Source organism: Nostoc sp., from assembly GCF_036918245.1.
GTDB lineage: Bacteria > Cyanobacteriota > Cyanobacteriia > Cyanobacteriales > Nostocaceae > Nostoc.
The window spans coordinates 209,390-224,816 of sequence record NZ_JBALEF010000071.1; the positions used below are offsets into that span (position 1 = coordinate 209,390).

At 41.6% G+C, this 15,427-nt stretch carries 9 protein-coding genes and 1 pseudogene; 5 read left to right on the plus strand and 5 right to left on the minus strand.

Annotated features, from left to right (window positions below):
- Nucleotides 1-35: 35 nt before the first annotated feature.
- Both V7L12_RS20740 and V7L12_RS20745 read right to left on the minus strand, forming a co-directional pair.
- The gene (locus V7L12_RS20740) at nucleotides 36-1,469 is read right to left on the minus strand and encodes a bifunctional orotidine-5'-phosphate decarboxylase/orotate phosphoribosyltransferase (RefSeq protein ID WP_335087094.1); all 1,434 of its coding nucleotides are present in this window, start codon (nucleotides 1,467-1,469) and stop codon (nucleotides 36-38) included.
- 98 nt (nucleotides 1,470-1,567) lie between these two features.
- Nucleotides 1,568-2,167, minus strand: coding sequence for a cytochrome b/b6 domain-containing protein (locus tag V7L12_RS20745; RefSeq protein WP_335087096.1), 600 nt, complete (start codon nucleotides 2,165-2,167; stop codon nucleotides 1,568-1,570).
- Nucleotides 2,168-2,629: 462 nt separating this feature from the next.
- Here V7L12_RS20745 and V7L12_RS20750 point away from each other — a divergent pair, with 462 nt between their 5' ends.
- Nucleotides 2,630-4,105 carry an SIMPL domain-containing protein gene (locus V7L12_RS20750; RefSeq protein WP_335087098.1) on the plus strand — a complete coding sequence of 492 codons (1,476 nt, stop codon included), beginning with the start codon at nucleotides 2,630-2,632 and terminating at the stop codon, nucleotides 4,103-4,105.
- Between the two features lie 462 nt (nucleotides 4,106-4,567).
- On the opposite strand, the gene V7L12_RS20755 is transcribed toward V7L12_RS20750, so the two are convergent.
- Nucleotides 4,568-6,112, minus strand: coding sequence for a PAS domain-containing sensor histidine kinase (locus tag V7L12_RS20755; protein ID WP_335087100.1), 1,545 nt, complete (start codon nucleotides 6,110-6,112; stop codon nucleotides 4,568-4,570).
- Between the two features lie 487 nt (nucleotides 6,113-6,599).
- Between V7L12_RS20755 and V7L12_RS20760 the strand changes: the two are divergent.
- Both V7L12_RS20760 and V7L12_RS20765 read left to right on the plus strand, forming a co-directional pair.
- Nucleotides 6,600-8,012: pseudogene (locus V7L12_RS20760) on the plus strand (AAA-like domain-containing protein); the annotation flags it as partial.
- Nucleotides 8,013-8,349: 337 nt separating this feature from the next.
- Complete coding sequence (locus V7L12_RS20765) at nucleotides 8,350-9,153, plus strand: PEP-CTERM sorting domain-containing protein (protein WP_335087102.1); 804 nt, start codon at nucleotides 8,350-8,352, stop codon at nucleotides 9,151-9,153.
- A gap of 495 nt (nucleotides 9,154-9,648) precedes the next feature.
- Here the strand turns inward: V7L12_RS20765 and ebsA are convergent, their stop codons facing one another.
- Nucleotides 9,649-10,023 carry a type IV pilus biogenesis protein EbsA gene (gene ebsA, locus V7L12_RS20770; protein ID WP_334822054.1) on the minus strand — a complete coding sequence of 125 codons (375 nt, stop codon included), beginning with the start codon at nucleotides 10,021-10,023 and terminating at the stop codon, nucleotides 9,649-9,651.
- A 651-nt stretch (nucleotides 10,024-10,674) separates the two neighbouring features.
- Between ebsA and V7L12_RS20775 the strand changes: the two genes are divergently transcribed.
- Nucleotides 10,675-12,081, plus strand: coding sequence for a glycosyltransferase (locus V7L12_RS20775; RefSeq protein WP_335087104.1), 1,407 nt, complete (start codon nucleotides 10,675-10,677; stop codon nucleotides 12,079-12,081).
- A gap of 169 nt (nucleotides 12,082-12,250) precedes the next feature.
- Here V7L12_RS20775 and V7L12_RS20780 read toward each other — a convergent pair whose 3' ends face one another.
- Entirely contained in the window at nucleotides 12,251-14,338 is a 2,088-nt protein-coding gene (locus tag V7L12_RS20780) for a DNA polymerase III subunit gamma/tau (RefSeq protein WP_335087106.1), read from the minus strand.
- Nucleotides 14,339-14,712: 374 nt separating this feature from the next.
- Between V7L12_RS20780 and V7L12_RS20785 the strand changes: the two genes are divergently transcribed.
- Entirely contained in the window at nucleotides 14,713-15,399 is a 687-nt protein-coding gene (locus V7L12_RS20785; protein WP_335087202.1) for a hypothetical protein, read from the plus strand.
- The last annotated feature ends 28 nt before the right edge of the window (nucleotides 15,400-15,427 follow it).

Below are 15,427 nucleotides of genomic sequence, written 5' to 3' on the forward strand. Positions count from 1 at the left end.
AATTCCCCATTCCCTACTCCCTATTGTTGCAATTACTAACTTTCAGCGAAAGCTAAAAATTGCTCCTCATTTATTCGCCCTGCTTGATAGAGAGTATTAGTAATTTCCGAAATAGTTAAAACCGCATGACTGCAATAACCATTTTGCTGTAACCTATCTTTCACCCCCTGTTCATGATCGATAAATACCACAATATCATTAACCTTTAATCCTGCTGATTCCAACTTTCCTGCCCCTTCCATGACACTTTTGCCGCTAATGAGAATATCGTCAACCACTACAACTGTTTCACCAGCATGAAAGTTACCCTCAATTACTCTCCGAGTTCCGTGTGCTTTCACCTCTTTACGCGGGAAAATCATCGGACAATGAAGGCGCAAAGCTAAACCAGTCGCAGTAGGTAATGAACCGTATGGAATACCTGCTAATCTATCAAAATTCAGGTTCTTCAAAATATCCTCATAAGCTGTGAGAACTTGATTAAAAAGTTGGGGATTGGAAATAATTTTGCGTAAGTCGATGTAATAAGGAAATATCGCTCCTGATGCTTGGACAAAACTGCCAAACATAATGCAGTCAATATCATAAAGTTGTAAAATCAAATCTTGGTGGGGATGCTGATTTAGAAAACAAACATCAGGAAACCACACAGAACAAGTAGAATTTTCGTGAATAATTTCAGTTTTGATTTGATTAATTTCTGCACGTAGAGACTGGACTTCCTCTGATAATTGTGTATTTACCAACATATCTTGAGGAACAGGAATCAGTAAACCATCACCATTACTATTCAAGCCAGCTTCTAAAATTTGCTTCAAGTTTTGACCCCCCGCCCAGATGCTACGCGCCATAATAATTCGTTCAGGTGCAACTGCTCGAATAAGTGCTAAAACTTCAGGATTTGTAGTTCCCACTTCCAAACCCAATTGTTCTGGAGTTCCCCAGGTTTTTGATTCTTTTACTACCTGTAAATAAAGGGGCGATTCGTTTGTAGGATATTGCTGTAGAGCTTCTGCACCTGGATTAGAAGTACAGCATAAAATAAACACCGCTTTATCAGGATAGACTAAAAAAGGTGCTACGTGATCTTGTCCTGTATAAGGACTGAGAGTGATTGCATCCACCTGCCATTTTGTAAACACAGTCTGGGCAAAGATGGTACTAGTATTTAAGTCACTGTGTTTGGCATCTAAAATCACTGGGATGTGGGCTGGAATAGCTGCTAAAGTTTTGTACAGCAGTTCTAAACCAGGAATACCTAACGCTTCGTAAAAGCCAAATGTCGGTTTATAAGCACAAACGAAATCAGAAGTTTCCGCAATAATGAATTGTAACCACTTTTCCAAACCAGCGATGAGTTCTTCAGATTCATAACGCCCAGGCATCATCTCTGGATTTGGATCAAGTCCTACAAATAGTAAGCTTTGATTTTCCAAGATATTACGATTCAATTTATCAAAAAAGTTCATTTTTTTAGTTTAAAAAAGAGTTATTAGTCATTGGTCATTGGTCATTGGTCATTGGTCATTATTGTCTGCGTCTTTCTATCTCCATGACCATAGTTTGTTTACTGAAACATTGATTCTGTTAGTTGAGTACCTCCAACTTTTTTCCCTAATTGATAGTGAATCACTGCAAATAAGATAACCATCGGCACTGAGGCAAAGTGAACAATTCGCAATGCTTGCCAATCACCAAATAAATCCACAATCCAGGGAAATTGAGCAGGTTTATACATTCCTATCCCTGTAAATAATGCCAGCAGCAAAATAGGAATAATTGCTGTATAAGCAATCCGATGCCAAGCATAAATTAGGCGTTGGGAATTTGGAGTTTTTTGTAATGCTTTGAAGTCATTAGCACCTACAAAGCGATGTCGCCAGCGTCGGGTAATTAAAATGTAAATTCCATACCACAACAGATTCAGCGAAAATAGCCACATTGCTGCAAAATGCCAGTGTCTCCCTCCTGCAAGCCAACCTCCTAAAGTAAATATCGGAGGAATGTGGAAACCTGCGCGTCCACCAAAAACAGGGTTGGCGTTGTAAATTTGTAGTCCACTGGTGAGCATGATAAATAGACTAATGATGTTACAAGAGTGGAAAATTTTGGCTCCTATTGCTTGAGTGGGTCGCTTTCGAGTTGGAGAGGGAACGGTGGAAGTCATAAATTTTGACTGATAAAATTTGCTGTTTATCTGTCTTGGGTAAATAGCCCAGCAAGTTTGGATGGGTATTACTCACTTTTATTTTCCCATCATTTAGATTCAGTATTTTGACATTGATGGTCTACCATCTACTGTTTTAGCTGTCAGTTTAGGTATGGCTAGGGTTGTCTAAGCTAAATTACGCCTACGCCTAATGTGAATTAAAGTCCAGATACGATTACTAGTAGACCAGTATCAATCCAATACCTAAATCAGCAACGCAGCAGTACAGGATTGCTCTTTTTTGATGGAATGGGGTTTTCTGACGACCCTAGAGTTGTCAAATTATCAGATTTTGGCTGGCGAATGCGAGAGCGTTTTTTATCCAGTATGTATTGGTGATAAACGCGGTTTACTTTTCAGACATCCTTTAAGATTAAAACATCAACAGGTATCAAACATCATTTAAGCAAGGAGAATAAGATGGCTAACACAGATAATCTCACAGGTGTGAGAAATTCTGGTCTTGCGATCGCCGATCCCCTCATTGGTAGCACTACTCAGATATTGGAAGTTACTGGTCAAGGAGAGGTCAGCGTTGCAACTACTTTAACTGATGTAGAATTGGGGATTAAAGTACAGGGAAAAACTGCAACCGAAGTTCAAGAACAAGTTGCTCAACGTTCAACTGCGGTGGTTGATGTACTGCGGAAGCTTGGGGCGCAAGAACTTCAAACTACATCTATTCAACTAAATCCTGTCTATAGCTATAAAGATGATACTCAAACCCTAACCGGCTTTGAAGGCCTCAACACACTTCAGTTTGAGTTACCAACGGTTCAATCTGGGGCAGCAATTGACAAAGCTATTCAAGCAGGCGCAAATGTCATACAGAATATTAGCTTCACTGCCTCAGACGAAGTATTGCAGCAGGCACGCCTGCAAGTTCTGAGCGAAGCTGTTAAAGATGCTAAAGCTCAGGCTCAGGCTGTTTTTAGTACCTTGCAGTTAACCCCTGGACAGATTATTGACATTGATATTAACTCAGATGATAATCCTAGACCATCTTCCTTGGTGTCTAATCTAACAGCAGATAGGGTTTCGGCAACAGCTAGTACAACTCCTATAATTGGTGCTCCTCAAACGATAGAAGCTAGTGTTTCTCTAGATATCGGTTATTCTCCAAATTCAGCAGGGACTCTTGCTTCGGCTACTGATAATCTCACCGGTGTGAGAAATTCTGGTCTTGCGATCGCCGATCCCTTGATTGGTAGCACTGCTCCAAAAACTACTCAGATATTAGAAGTTACTGGTAAAGGAGAAGTCAGCGTTGCCACTACTTTAACTGAGGTGCAATTGGGGATTAAAGTACAGGGAAAAACTGCAACCGAAGTTCAAGAACAAGTTGCTCAACGTTCAACTGCGGTGGTTGATGTACTGCGGAAGCTTGGGGCGCAAGAACTTCAAACTACATCTATTCAACTAAATCCTGTCTATAGCTATAAAGATGATACTCAAACCCTAACCGGCTTTGAAGGCCTCAACACACTTCAGTTTGAGTTACCAACGGTTCAATCTGGGGCAGCAATTGACAAAGCTATTCAAGCAGGCGCAAATGTCATACAGAATATTAGCTTCACTGCCTCAGACGAAGTATTGCAGCAGGCACGCCTGCAAGTTCTGAGCGAAGCTGTTAAAGATGCTAAAGCTCAGGCTCAGGCTGTTTTTAGTACCTTGCAGTTAACCCCTGGACAGATTATTGACATTGATATTAACTCAGATGATAATCCTAGACCATCTCCCTTCGTGTCTAATCTAACAGCAGATAGGGTTTCTACAACTCCTATAATTGGTGGTTCTCAGACGATAAAAGCTAGTGTTTCTCTAGATATCGGTTATTCTCCAAATTCAGCAGTGATTCTCGATCTACCTCTTAATGGATTGCAGCAATTTGCTTAATCAGGACTTATGCAAGTTTCACAAGCACGTGCGCGACTACACCGCGCCACGTGCCATTCTCATCGGTGGTGTAGGTGTTGACTTTTTCCTTTTGGATTCCTTGGAACAACACCAAATAAAATGTGAGCCAATACGGTTCGGTTAAGGTTTTTTGATGAAAATTCTAGATCGCAAAGATGCGATAAATCATCACAAAGACGCGATAAATCGCCGTCAAGACAATAATCAGTCGTTTTGTCTTGACGGCGATTCATCGCGTCTCTTGCCTTAACCTGTGCTGTAATTTAGGTGTTCAAAAGACAATACTAAATCTATCAAACTCAGATATTGTGAATGCATCAACCTGCATTGTGAATGCAAGGGCCGCCTTGTTAATGCATCGACTTACATTACAAATGCGACGGACGCCTTGTTAATGTATCAGCTTGCAAAAATTAACACCTCCTCCCCAAGGTTCATTACCTAAAAGCTAGCGTGTTTTCTAATCGCGGCATAGTGTCTTACTGTTGTATTCATTTCAATGACCAACTCTGTGCCTTGACCTAATTGAGAATTACACTTAAGTTTACCTTGATGTTTTTCAACTATAATTTGCCGACTAATTGATAGCCCTAGTCCTTGACTTTTGCCTACTGGCTTGGTTGTAAAAAATGGTTCAAATATATGTCTTTGGATATGGGGAAGTATACCTTTGCCATTGTCAAAAATGCGAATTATAACTTTGTGTTTTTTTCCTAGTAGTTTGTCATTTACCCAAGGTTCATGATTATTGACCAATGATAAATGACTGCTAACAACTTCTGTATGAATCAAAATTTTTGGAGTAAAAGAATAATCATGCTTCATCCTCTCTTCTAAGGCATCAATGGCATTAGTCAAGATGTTCATGAATACCTGATTGAGTTCACCAGGGTAACACTCGATTAAGGGTAATTCACCAAAGGTTTTAATTACTTTAATCTCTGCTCTATCAGGCTTTTCTTTGAGACGATGTTGCAAAATCCTGAGAACACTATCAAATCCTTCATGCAGGTCAACCTTTTTCATTTGACCTTCGTCAGAGGTGGAAAAATTCTGCAAGGCGAAAACAATTTCTTTAACGCGCTCAGAACCGGCTCGCATTGACCACAGTAATTTTAAAAAATCTGTCTTTACGAAACCAAGGTCAAGGTGTTGCAAATGTAAGGCAATAACTGGGGTAGGCGTAGGATAGTAATATTGGTAAAGTTCAATAATTCTGATTAAGTCTTCAGCGTATTGACTAGCGGGATGGAGATTGCCGGAGATAGAGCTAACGGGGTTGTTAATTTCGTTAGCCATATCCGCCACCAGTTGACCGAGATTAGCCATTTTTTGGTTATGCAATAACTGCTTTTGGGTATATTTGAGTTCTTCGAGGGTAGTTTCTAGCTGCTGTGATTTTTCCCTAACTTGGTCTTCGCTAAACTGGCGTTGAGCAATTTCTGTTTGGAGTTGTTCAAATAGTTGGGATTGTTGAGTAGCGATCGCTTTATCCTGATTAATATCCTTGTGCGTTCCCACCATCCGCACTGGTTTACCGAATTTATCCCACTGAAATACTTTGCCACAAGTCAAAATCCACTTCCACTCCCCGGATTTAGTCAACATTCGCAATTCGACTTCAAACACAGGTATGCATCCTTGGAGATAATCGTGCAATACCTGGCGAATTCTTGGTAAATCCTGTGGATGTACAAGTTGCTCAAAGGATTTATAATTGTTGTCGATTTCGTCTACTTTATATCCCAGGATGCTTTTCCACTGGGGATCGTAATAGGTTTTGTCCGTTATGAGATTCCAATCCCACAACCCCAAGCCACTAACGATTAACGCCATTTGTAAGGCGGCTTGTGAGCATTGACAAGTATCTAAATTTTCTGGAGATAAGTCTTTTTGAGATAAGTCTTTTGCTTCTGGGAAACTCTGAGAATCTTGTACTGAATGTGGAGCTTCCGATTCATGGGTAGCGGGTTCTTGGATATGCATAGCTGCTGGTACGATGAGGAAGATATTCTGTAGCTCTCTCTCTACGCTGTTTTAGCACCCTGACGATTCAGTTATGGACAAATCGCCTAGTTGGTTTATTAGGCTGTAATTTAGATCAGGGATATATCAGCCAATATCATAAATTGGGATGAAATTTAGAAAAAGGTAAACGGATGCGTGTAGCCTCTGTTGCGATCGCAATAGCAATCTTTTAGAAAAAATCGCTAGATTGTGTGCATCTACATTCTAAGATATGTCTAAAAAAAGTAGTTAAAGTCACATACAATTACCTAAAAACCCCGAAAAATTTGTAAAAAAAATTCTATGATTGAATCACGCCAAATAATTTCAGGATGCAAAAAATTGTCAAGGCTTTTTTGTAGCTTTTTTAGTCAGGGCTGGCTGTTATGCATACAAGGCAGTCTACATTGACTTCCAAAGCTTAATGGTGTGAGAAAATATCATACTGAATTAGAGTCAATGAGTAATGACTATAGATGAACTAGTATTGCTACTAAAAGCCAGTCAAGCAACCGGTTTAACGACGCTCCAAGAGTTGATATTGCGTTCTTCGTGGGAAGGAAAAACCTACACCAATATAGCTAGTGAAGCGCACTACGGCGAGGAACGTGTCAATAAAATCGCTGCTCATTTATGGCAAGTACTGAGTAATTTTTGCAAAGAGCCAATACATAAATCCAACTTTCGCCAGACTCTAGAAAATCACCCTCTTAGCGAAGCGCATCAGCAGTTAATTAAAGAATTCAACCGAGCCGCCACAGCGATATCCTTAGAATTTCCTACTGGCCCAGTATCCCTTAATTCCAGATTTTACATCCCTCGCCCACCAATTGAAGAACTCGCTTACGCAGAAATGGCTGAACCTGGGAGTGTAATTTGCATCAAAGCACCTAAAAAGATGGGGAAAAGCTCTCTGGTTTTACGGTTGCTTGCATACGCTAACAAGCAAGGCTTTCGTACCGTAACTTTGGACTTTCAGCAAGCAGACAAAGCAGTATTTGCCAGTTTGGATAAATTTTTGCGCTGGTTCTGTACCAATGTTAGTCAGGAGTTACAGCTAGAACCAAAACTCTATGATTATTGGGATGAAGATATGGGTAGCAAAGTCAGCTGCTCTATATATTTCCAAAAATATTTACTGTCTGCGCTCTCAAGTCCCCTGGTTTTAGTATTAAATGAGGTGGATTGGGTATTTGAGTATCAGGGAATTGCTGGAGAATTGCTACCATTAGTGCGATCGTGGCATGAACAAGCCAAAAGGGTAGAAATTTGGCAAAAATTACGTCTGGTTCTGGTTTATTCAACGGAAATTCTTGTTCCCATAAAACTAACTCAATCGCCATTTAATATTGGTTTGACAATTAATTTACCTCCCTTTACGAAACAGCAGGTGCAGGATTTAGCACAACGTCACGGGTTGGATTGGACAGATGGTAAAGATGCCGATAGTTTGATGGCAATGGTGGGAAGAAATCCTTATTTGGTGCGATTGGCATTGTATCACCTTGTGGGTAAAGGCGGATTAAAAGGGGATTTAGGGCAGTTATTGCAACAAGCACCTACAGAAGCCGGAATTTATAACGAGTATTTAAGGCAGTATGTGTTAGCACTTCGAGATGAGCCAGAATTGGGCGATGCTTTTTATGAAGTAATTAATACTACAAATTATGTGAAATTAGAGCCAAGATTGGCAGATAAATTACAGAGTATAGGGCTAATTAATTTAGAAGGCGATCGCAGTACTCCTGCGTGTGCATTATATCGTTTATATTTCCAACAATATCTCAAAACAAGCGAGCATTTCAACAATACTCATATTGAACTGTTAAAACAAGAACATCAACAGTTGCTCGTTCTGCCTAACTTAGATGAACTGACTTAATTAGTAAATCGCCACTACTTTTAAATCTACCTGCTACTTTAGTTAATGCTGCTGAATAAGCACTTAATCAGGCAAAAATAAAAGGACGCGATCACGTTGTAGTTTAATATAAAAATTAGAATCAAATCACGAGATTGAAATTGATTAATGAGGCGATTCTCTCCAAGATACTCCGCAAGCGCAAGAATAAAGATAGCGATTGACAAGACTTTTTGTTGCCGATGAAACTTCCATCACCAGCTTGGGAATAATAAATCAGGCTTGATAAATATTTGCAATTCATCTCAGCAGATTAAGTGTGTTTGCCATCGACAATTAAAGGAACAATTTGTTAATGAAAGTGAGTTCATCAGCGATTAAGCTAGGTTTTGCAGTTGTTAGTAGCAGTTGTCTCGCAGCAGTGGCGAGCGCTATCAGTGGAGCAAGTGCAATTGCTGCTCAATTCATTACAATTGAAAGTACTGGTACATTATCAGGAACTATCGAACTTCCCAGAAATAATCCCAATCTCAATAACAGTATTACTCGTATTGATACGGATGACACTGGAACTTATTACCGGAACTTAGGTACTAATAATAATCCTAATTATCTTTCTGTATACCAGTCAGATTATTTAAAGGTAGAAACACGCTCTGATGGAAGTCTGCATTACTTTGTTGACTTTAAAGGTATTCCGATTGTCTCGTTTGATGGTGTTCTTACATCGCCGGTTCTTTCTGGTGGTCAGTTGACTACCTTTCTCTACCAGGGACAATTGGCAGGAACCACATTTCAAGGAGTAGTTCAGGATGAATTTAATCTCACAAAAGCTTTCTACACTGGTACTGTCATCGACCCAGACACCGGAAAGCAGTATAAAGGTACTTTTGAAGTGAGTGGATATGGGGAACGATATAGTAATCCCAATGGTAATTTAACTCCCACGGTCTTTGATTTCCAGTCCGATATCCCAGGTTTGCCAGGCGTAACATCCTTGACCGTAACTAATGCTACCTTGGCAAATTTAAGAATCAAAGTACCTATAAATGAAACTTCTATTCCAGAACCCGCTAGCCTTCTTGGAACTCTGATGGTAGCTGGTTTTGGTATCGTTTTGAAAAGAAGAAAAGACATCGGACTTAGGAAGACGTTTTAAAACTGGGAGGTTGTTGTAAGAAAGCTCACAAGGCTTATAGCGGTTGCCTTCAGATGCGGTACAAAATTATATCACCAGGTGTAGGGAACATGCCCATTGGTGTCAATTTAAGCTGAAATACTTACCCAGTATACGTTTTACCCCACCCCCAACCCCTCCCCTTGGTAAGGGGAGGGGAGGTTTTGCGTTAGCAAAGCCGGGGTGGGGTGACTCAGGATTGATTGGTAATTGAGTAATTTTGATATAACGTCATTACAAGGTTTTTACGTTAAGTTGACACTTATGGAACATGCCGTGCCCCTACGCGTGTACCTCACGTAAACGAGAACCGCTATAAACTGAATTATAAACATCAGTGCCTTGTGAGCAAATGATCTTGGAAAATAAGCACTAAAGTCCTTACTACGAACTTGCTTACCCATCAATTTAAAATTGACAAACTATTAGTGTAATTTTAAATATAAGCCGGACTTTTGCAAATCCGGCTGAGTTTAATCAATCATCTATACGCAGTAGCTTGCGGTAAAACGGTTGTGAAAAATCGGTGACGCGATAACGTTTATAGTTGTCCATAAGTTCAATTAAAAAATTAATGAACTCGAAACTAGCCATCATCAGTTCATAACTCAGGTCAGCATTGCCATCAAACTGAATTCGGCAACGGGTTAAGTCTGAGGGTAAAGTAGCAACATTCCAGGAGGCTACAAAGGGGACATGTTCGCTGGCTTCGATCTTCCGATGTCCCTCCAAGACCCCTTTTTGATAAAGACCAATGGCATAGGGTAAGAAATTGCGCCTAGCGCCCTGAACATAAGGTAAGTAAACACTGGCTTGTTGTTGAGTTGCAGGCTGGAGTTGCTCAATAGACATAGTTAAATATTCCTCAACTTAGTTAGCAACTGGGGATATTAGTGGATGTTAGTAGTATTCCCCAAAGATGTGTCTAAAGCACATAGTGGTCAGTGAAGAAGGGAATAGGGTACAGGTTACAGGGTACAGATTATTCCCTATCACCTGTCACCTGTCACCTCTCCCTAATCCCAATACCAATGCCCCATGCCCAATAAATGAAGTTACTACTAAGAAATATTAAAATTTCGGTTACAATGATGCTGCATTAACTGTTATCGAATCTGGGAACGTTAACACTAAAAGTCCCCACTGTAAAGTGGTGGATGCCGTTATTGCAGTTTTTCCTAACAAAAAGCTGCTGCTACCTTGCTATTACTTTACCCAAACCGGAGTTCTCATTGGAGAAAGTCCGACTCTACAAGCTTCCTGCCCAAGTGGCTATCAAAGGAATCAAGCTTCTGTCTAAGAGTAGTAAACGCGGTTAATATGAGGTAATTACGCACAGTGGCGGTGACAACAAAGGTAGTCCCAGCGGCTTTTGGCTTAGGGATAGCGGGTATTGCAGTTTGCCCATTCCGATTAATATCGGGAAAAGTAGCTTAGGGATATTTGTCCGTAAAATTACTAACTGTAGACAAATAGTGGTTTTTGAATCAAGCAACCTAACCTATGCCAGCGAATTCCTGGCCCGAAGAAGATTCTTATCAAGAGCTCGATCCGCTCAACTCCTTGTTATCTGACCTATCAGCAGATGAGGAGTCAGTGTTAGAGACAGATTCTATGTCTCTAACACCCCGGTTTCAAGGTCGTAGAGGCAAAGCAGCTCTAGTCTTGACTATCGTCTGGAGTGGCACGATCGCTCTACATTTAGTTTCTTGGGCTTCCATTTTTATTCTAGGACTGACCACCATTCTAGGATTTCATGCTTTGGTGGTGGTGTTTACTAAATCCCGTCGTTATCCAAAAGAAATACAGGGAGATTTGCCTTCTGTATCTGTGCTGGTGGCTGCGAAAAATGAGGAAGCGGTAATTGCTAAATTAGTCAAAAATCTTTGTAATCTGGAATATCCAGGTGGGCAGTACGAAGTATGGATTATTGACGATCACAGCAGTGATAGCACGCCACGTTTATTAGCAGAACTCGAACAGAAACACGAGCAACTGAAAGTACTAAGGCGTTCAGCAGAAGCTACTGGTGGCAAATCGGGGGCGTTGAATCAGGTATTGCCGCTGACAAAGGGCGACATTATAGCAGTATTTGATGCTGATGCCCAAGTAACACCAGACTTGCTGCAACAGGTAATACCTTTATTTCAAAGAGAAAACGTGGGGGCGGTGCAGGTGCGAAAAGCGATCGCCAACGCTAAACAAAACTTTTGGACTAAGGGTCAAATGGCCGAAATGGCACTTGATACCTGGTTTCAGCAACAGCGAACTGCCCTTGGTGGCATTGGCGAACTGCGGGGCAATGGTCAATTTGTCCGGCGTTCAGCCTTGGAAAGCTGCGGTGGCTGGAATGAAGAAACCATTACCGATGATTTGGATTTGACAATCCGTTTACATTTGGATAAATGGGATATTGAGTGTGTTTTCCATCCAGCGGTACAAGAAGAAGGAGTGACAAGTGCAGTTTCACTCTGGCATCAGCGCAACCGTTGGGCAGAAGGCGGTTATCAGCGCTATTTGGATTATTGGGATTTAATTATCAAAAACCGCATGGGAGGGCGTAAAAGCTGGGATTTACTGATTTTTCTGCTGATTATGTATATCTTACCGACAGCAGCAGTCCCAGATTTATTAATGGCGATCGCTCGTCATCGTCCACCAATGTTAAGTCCGATCACAGGCTTGTCCATTTCTATGTCGATAGTAGGGATGTTTACAGGTCTGAAGCGGGTACGTCAAGATCAAAAATTCCCACTTTCTACATATTTTATGATGCTGGTGCAAACCCTGCGTGGCAGTTTATATATGTTGCACTGGTTAGTCGTCATGAGCAGTACTACTGCCCGGATGTCTGTAAGACCAAAGCGCCTAAAATGGGTGAAAACCTTGCATACAGGGAATGGGGAATAGCCCATTTGGGGAATTCAAAATTTAAAATTCAAAATGCAAAATTATTTTTGGTAATTTTGCATTTTTTGTAGGGACTGACAAAAAATAAATTATCCAAAATTATTTGTACATTTTAGGGGCGCAAGGCCTTGCGCCCCTAAAAAGGGATCTTTTTTTAACTGAAAGTTCTTTATTCATCATCCACGTCTGATTCTTCTACCCACTCAGGTGTAGTTATGGAATCGGAGAATTCTGGGAAATCATCTGCAAAGCGGATAATTTGTCCGTTGAAAAATTCTGCTAGACGTTGAGCTGCGATCGCTACTTCATCAGGTTCCCAATCAGGTGCGGGTGTTTGTTTTGGGGGTAGAGGCAAAGTTTGCATCCCGTTTCCATTTAACCCGTTTCCATTTACCCTATTTCCATTTACACCATTTCCATTTGCCCTATTTCCATTTACCTCATTTCCATCTCTTGCAACCAACTCGGTTTTTTGTGGTGCTGATGGTGGTGGATTAGTTGGCTGTGGTGCCGGCGCTGGAGGCGAAATTTGCTGGTTGTAGCTAGGTGTGGGTGATTGCTGAGGGCGAGTAGAGTCTTTTGGCGGAGCATTTTTTTTGGCTGAGGTAGAGTTTGAAGAAATTCCTTTTTCTATATTTATCTGGATTTCACGCTGGAAAGTCTGCTGGAAAGCTGCCGTAATCATCGGTAGATAAGATTTTCCCTTGTCATACCATGCCTGTTTAATAGCAATTCGAGCCACAACACCGTCGAACTCTGTGAGTTGGCTCATTTGACGCAGCATTTCTTGCCTTGATTTTGGCTGGAGGTTGGCAAGCACTTGTTGCCAAATCTGAGTTAAGTCATATTCTGCTTCGCCAAGAACTTCTGAAGTTACTGGTTCAATATTCACCGATGGCACAGATACAGGTTCTGGGGTTGGTGGTGAAACTGAGTTAGCAGCAGAATTATGATTTGTTTGCGGTTCAACTGGGGGAGATGAAGTGACAGACTGATTTTGGGCAGCCGCTTGATGATTAGGAGATGCAGAATTATGATTTGTTTTCGTTTCAGCTAGAGGTACAGAAGAGACTGGGTGATTTTGGGCAACTGCTGGAGGATAGCTTGGAGATACAGCAGGTGTATTAACTCGCGGCGCGACACTTGAGGCTTGTGGCTGAATATTTGTCGCACTCGGTAACAATCCGAGTAATGTTACTTCCAACCACAAACGCGGCTGGGTGGTGTTTTTAATTTGCACTTCTGATGTTCGCAGGTGTTGCTGTCCTACTAAAATCGCGCTTATATCCAAGTATTGAGCAAATTCAACCAGCGCTGTCCAAGTTTGCTGAGTACAAGCAACCAAATCGTGGCGGTTGGGTGCTGTTTTAGCTATGAGTAAATCGCGGTAAAAAGCAGCGAGATTTTGCAGAATAGTTAGGGGTTCTCGACCACGATCTAAAATGTGGTGAGTACAGTCCAGAACTGCTTCCGGTTTATCTTGAGCGATCGCATTTAAAAGCGCTAACAAGTCCTGTTCGCTTACCGTCCCCACCAAATCCCAAACTCGCTCTGGTGTGACTTCACCCGTTAACAAGCCCAATTGGTCAAGTAGACTTTCGGCATCTCGCAACCCTCCCTGAGAAAGTTGGGCTACCAGGGTGACAGCATCAAGTGAAATATGAATGTTTTCATAAGATGCGATCGCACTTAAATGCTTCACCATCGCTTCTAATTGAATGCGTCTAAAATCAAACCTTTGACAGCGCGAAATAATCGTTGGTAAGACCCGTTGCGGGTCTGTTGTTGCCAACACAAAAACCACGTGTCTCGGTGGTTCTTCTAGTGTCTTAAGTAGCGCGTTAAATGCCTGGGTACTGAGCATGTGGCATTCGTCGATTACATAAACCTTGTAGCGACACTGCACAGGAGCAAACTGGGCTTTTTCAATCAACTCGCGGATATTATCGACACCAGTATTACTGGCGGCGTCGATTTCAATTACGTCTAGGGCGTAGCCTTTGGTGATTCCCTGACAAACCTCACACACGCCGCAGGGTTCAGCCGTAGGCTTATCACCTTTGAGACAATTGAGGGATTTAGCCAGAATCCGGGCACTAGAAGTTTTCCCCGTACCTCTGGGCCCAGTGAATAAATAGGCAGGGGCGATTTTGGATGTGCCGATCGCGTTCGTGAGGGTAGTGGCGATCGCCTCTTGGCCCACCAGTTCAGCAAAACTTTTGGGGCGATATTTGTGGTGCAGGGGTTCGTAAGACATGGAAAAATAGACTTCAATGCCTATCAACGTTAATTAGTAGCACCGAGTCGAGTTGAGGATTCAATTATTTTAAACTCTCGTACCTGGCTTTATTTATCGATGTTGCCATAGCCCAAGACTCAACTAATGCCGTAAATTTTGGCACTCAGGAAAGCAAGCAACCAGAGCTTATCCTCTACTATGATTTCAACATCAATGTATGGGAATTATAGCATATTATTTAGTACATTTGTTCTATTTGAAGAACTGGGGAGCCGAGGAGAATAACTCTTGACAAATGACAAATGACTATACGTTTTATTGACTGAACTAACGCCATAGTCCAGTGCGATCGCTACAATTTTATAGATAAGCAATACTCGATGGTGCAGCAGATGCTCAAGCGGCTATTTCAATGGCTCAAAAAGCTTTTTCAGAGCTTGTTTGGTGGAAAACAGACTACCTCAAAATCTAGGAGGAATGTGGAAAAAGAACCAGCACCACCCTTGAGCGATACGGATCTGGAATTTCTCTTCAACGAACTGTTGCAAGGAGTACATCAAGCACGAGGGGAAGCATGGGCACAGAAGTGGCTGCATAATATTGAACATCGCATCACAACTGAAGACTGGGTTGAGTGGTTAGGGCGCTTTGGCGACAGATTGCTAGCATCTCCTACACCAAATAATGAAATGGCTGCGCGGTTAGTGCAATTGGGTGAGTTGGGCATCGGAGAAATTGGAGATGTTGCCTATAATATCGGGATGCAGTTGTTGACACGCAATGAAGGCGAACCAATTTGGGAATACGAAGGTCCAGATGCTTTTAGCACTACTTTGACTTCTGAAGTAGCTGCCCCAGTATCAGAGTCAGCAGATGCACCAGAGAACCCCCCAGAGGGAGAATACCAAACTGTCACCCTAGAAGAGTTGTTTGTGATGTTGCAGGAGGATGAAAATTTACGTCAGCAGATTGCTCAACAGCTTGCTGTTGAAACAGACGATCCACAAGTGCTTGTCCAGGCATTAATTAGTCAGTTATATCCTGCTGGTCAATCGACTACAGAGCAAACTGAAAATTAACTGCTTGCTAGAGTCAAATTCAAGAGTT

Coding starts and splice junctions, on each gene's coding strand:
- V7L12_RS20740 (WP_335087094.1), bottom strand. CDS start 1,469: ATGAACTTTTTTGATAAATTGAATCGTAATATCTTGGAAAATCAAAGC.
- V7L12_RS20745 (WP_335087096.1), bottom strand. CDS start 2,167: ATGACTTCCACCGTTCCCTCTCCAACTCGAAAGCGACCCACTCAAGCA.
- V7L12_RS20750 (WP_335087098.1), top strand. CDS start 2,630: ATGGCTAACACAGATAATCTCACAGGTGTGAGAAATTCTGGTCTTGCG.
- V7L12_RS20755 (WP_335087100.1), bottom strand. CDS start 6,112: ATGCATATCCAAGAACCCGCTACCCATGAATCGGAAGCTCCACATTCA.
- V7L12_RS20765 (WP_335087102.1), top strand. CDS start 8,350: ATGAAAGTGAGTTCATCAGCGATTAAGCTAGGTTTTGCAGTTGTTAGT.
- ebsA (WP_334822054.1), bottom strand. CDS start 10,023: ATGTCTATTGAGCAACTCCAGCCTGCAACTCAACAACAAGCCAGTGTT.
- V7L12_RS20775 (WP_335087104.1), top strand. CDS start 10,675: ATGCCAGCGAATTCCTGGCCCGAAGAAGATTCTTATCAAGAGCTCGAT.
- V7L12_RS20780 (WP_335087106.1), bottom strand. CDS start 14,338: ATGTCTTACGAACCCCTGCACCACAAATATCGCCCCAAAAGTTTTGCT.
- V7L12_RS20785 (WP_335087202.1), top strand. CDS start 14,713: ATGCTCAAGCGGCTATTTCAATGGCTCAAAAAGCTTTTTCAGAGCTTG.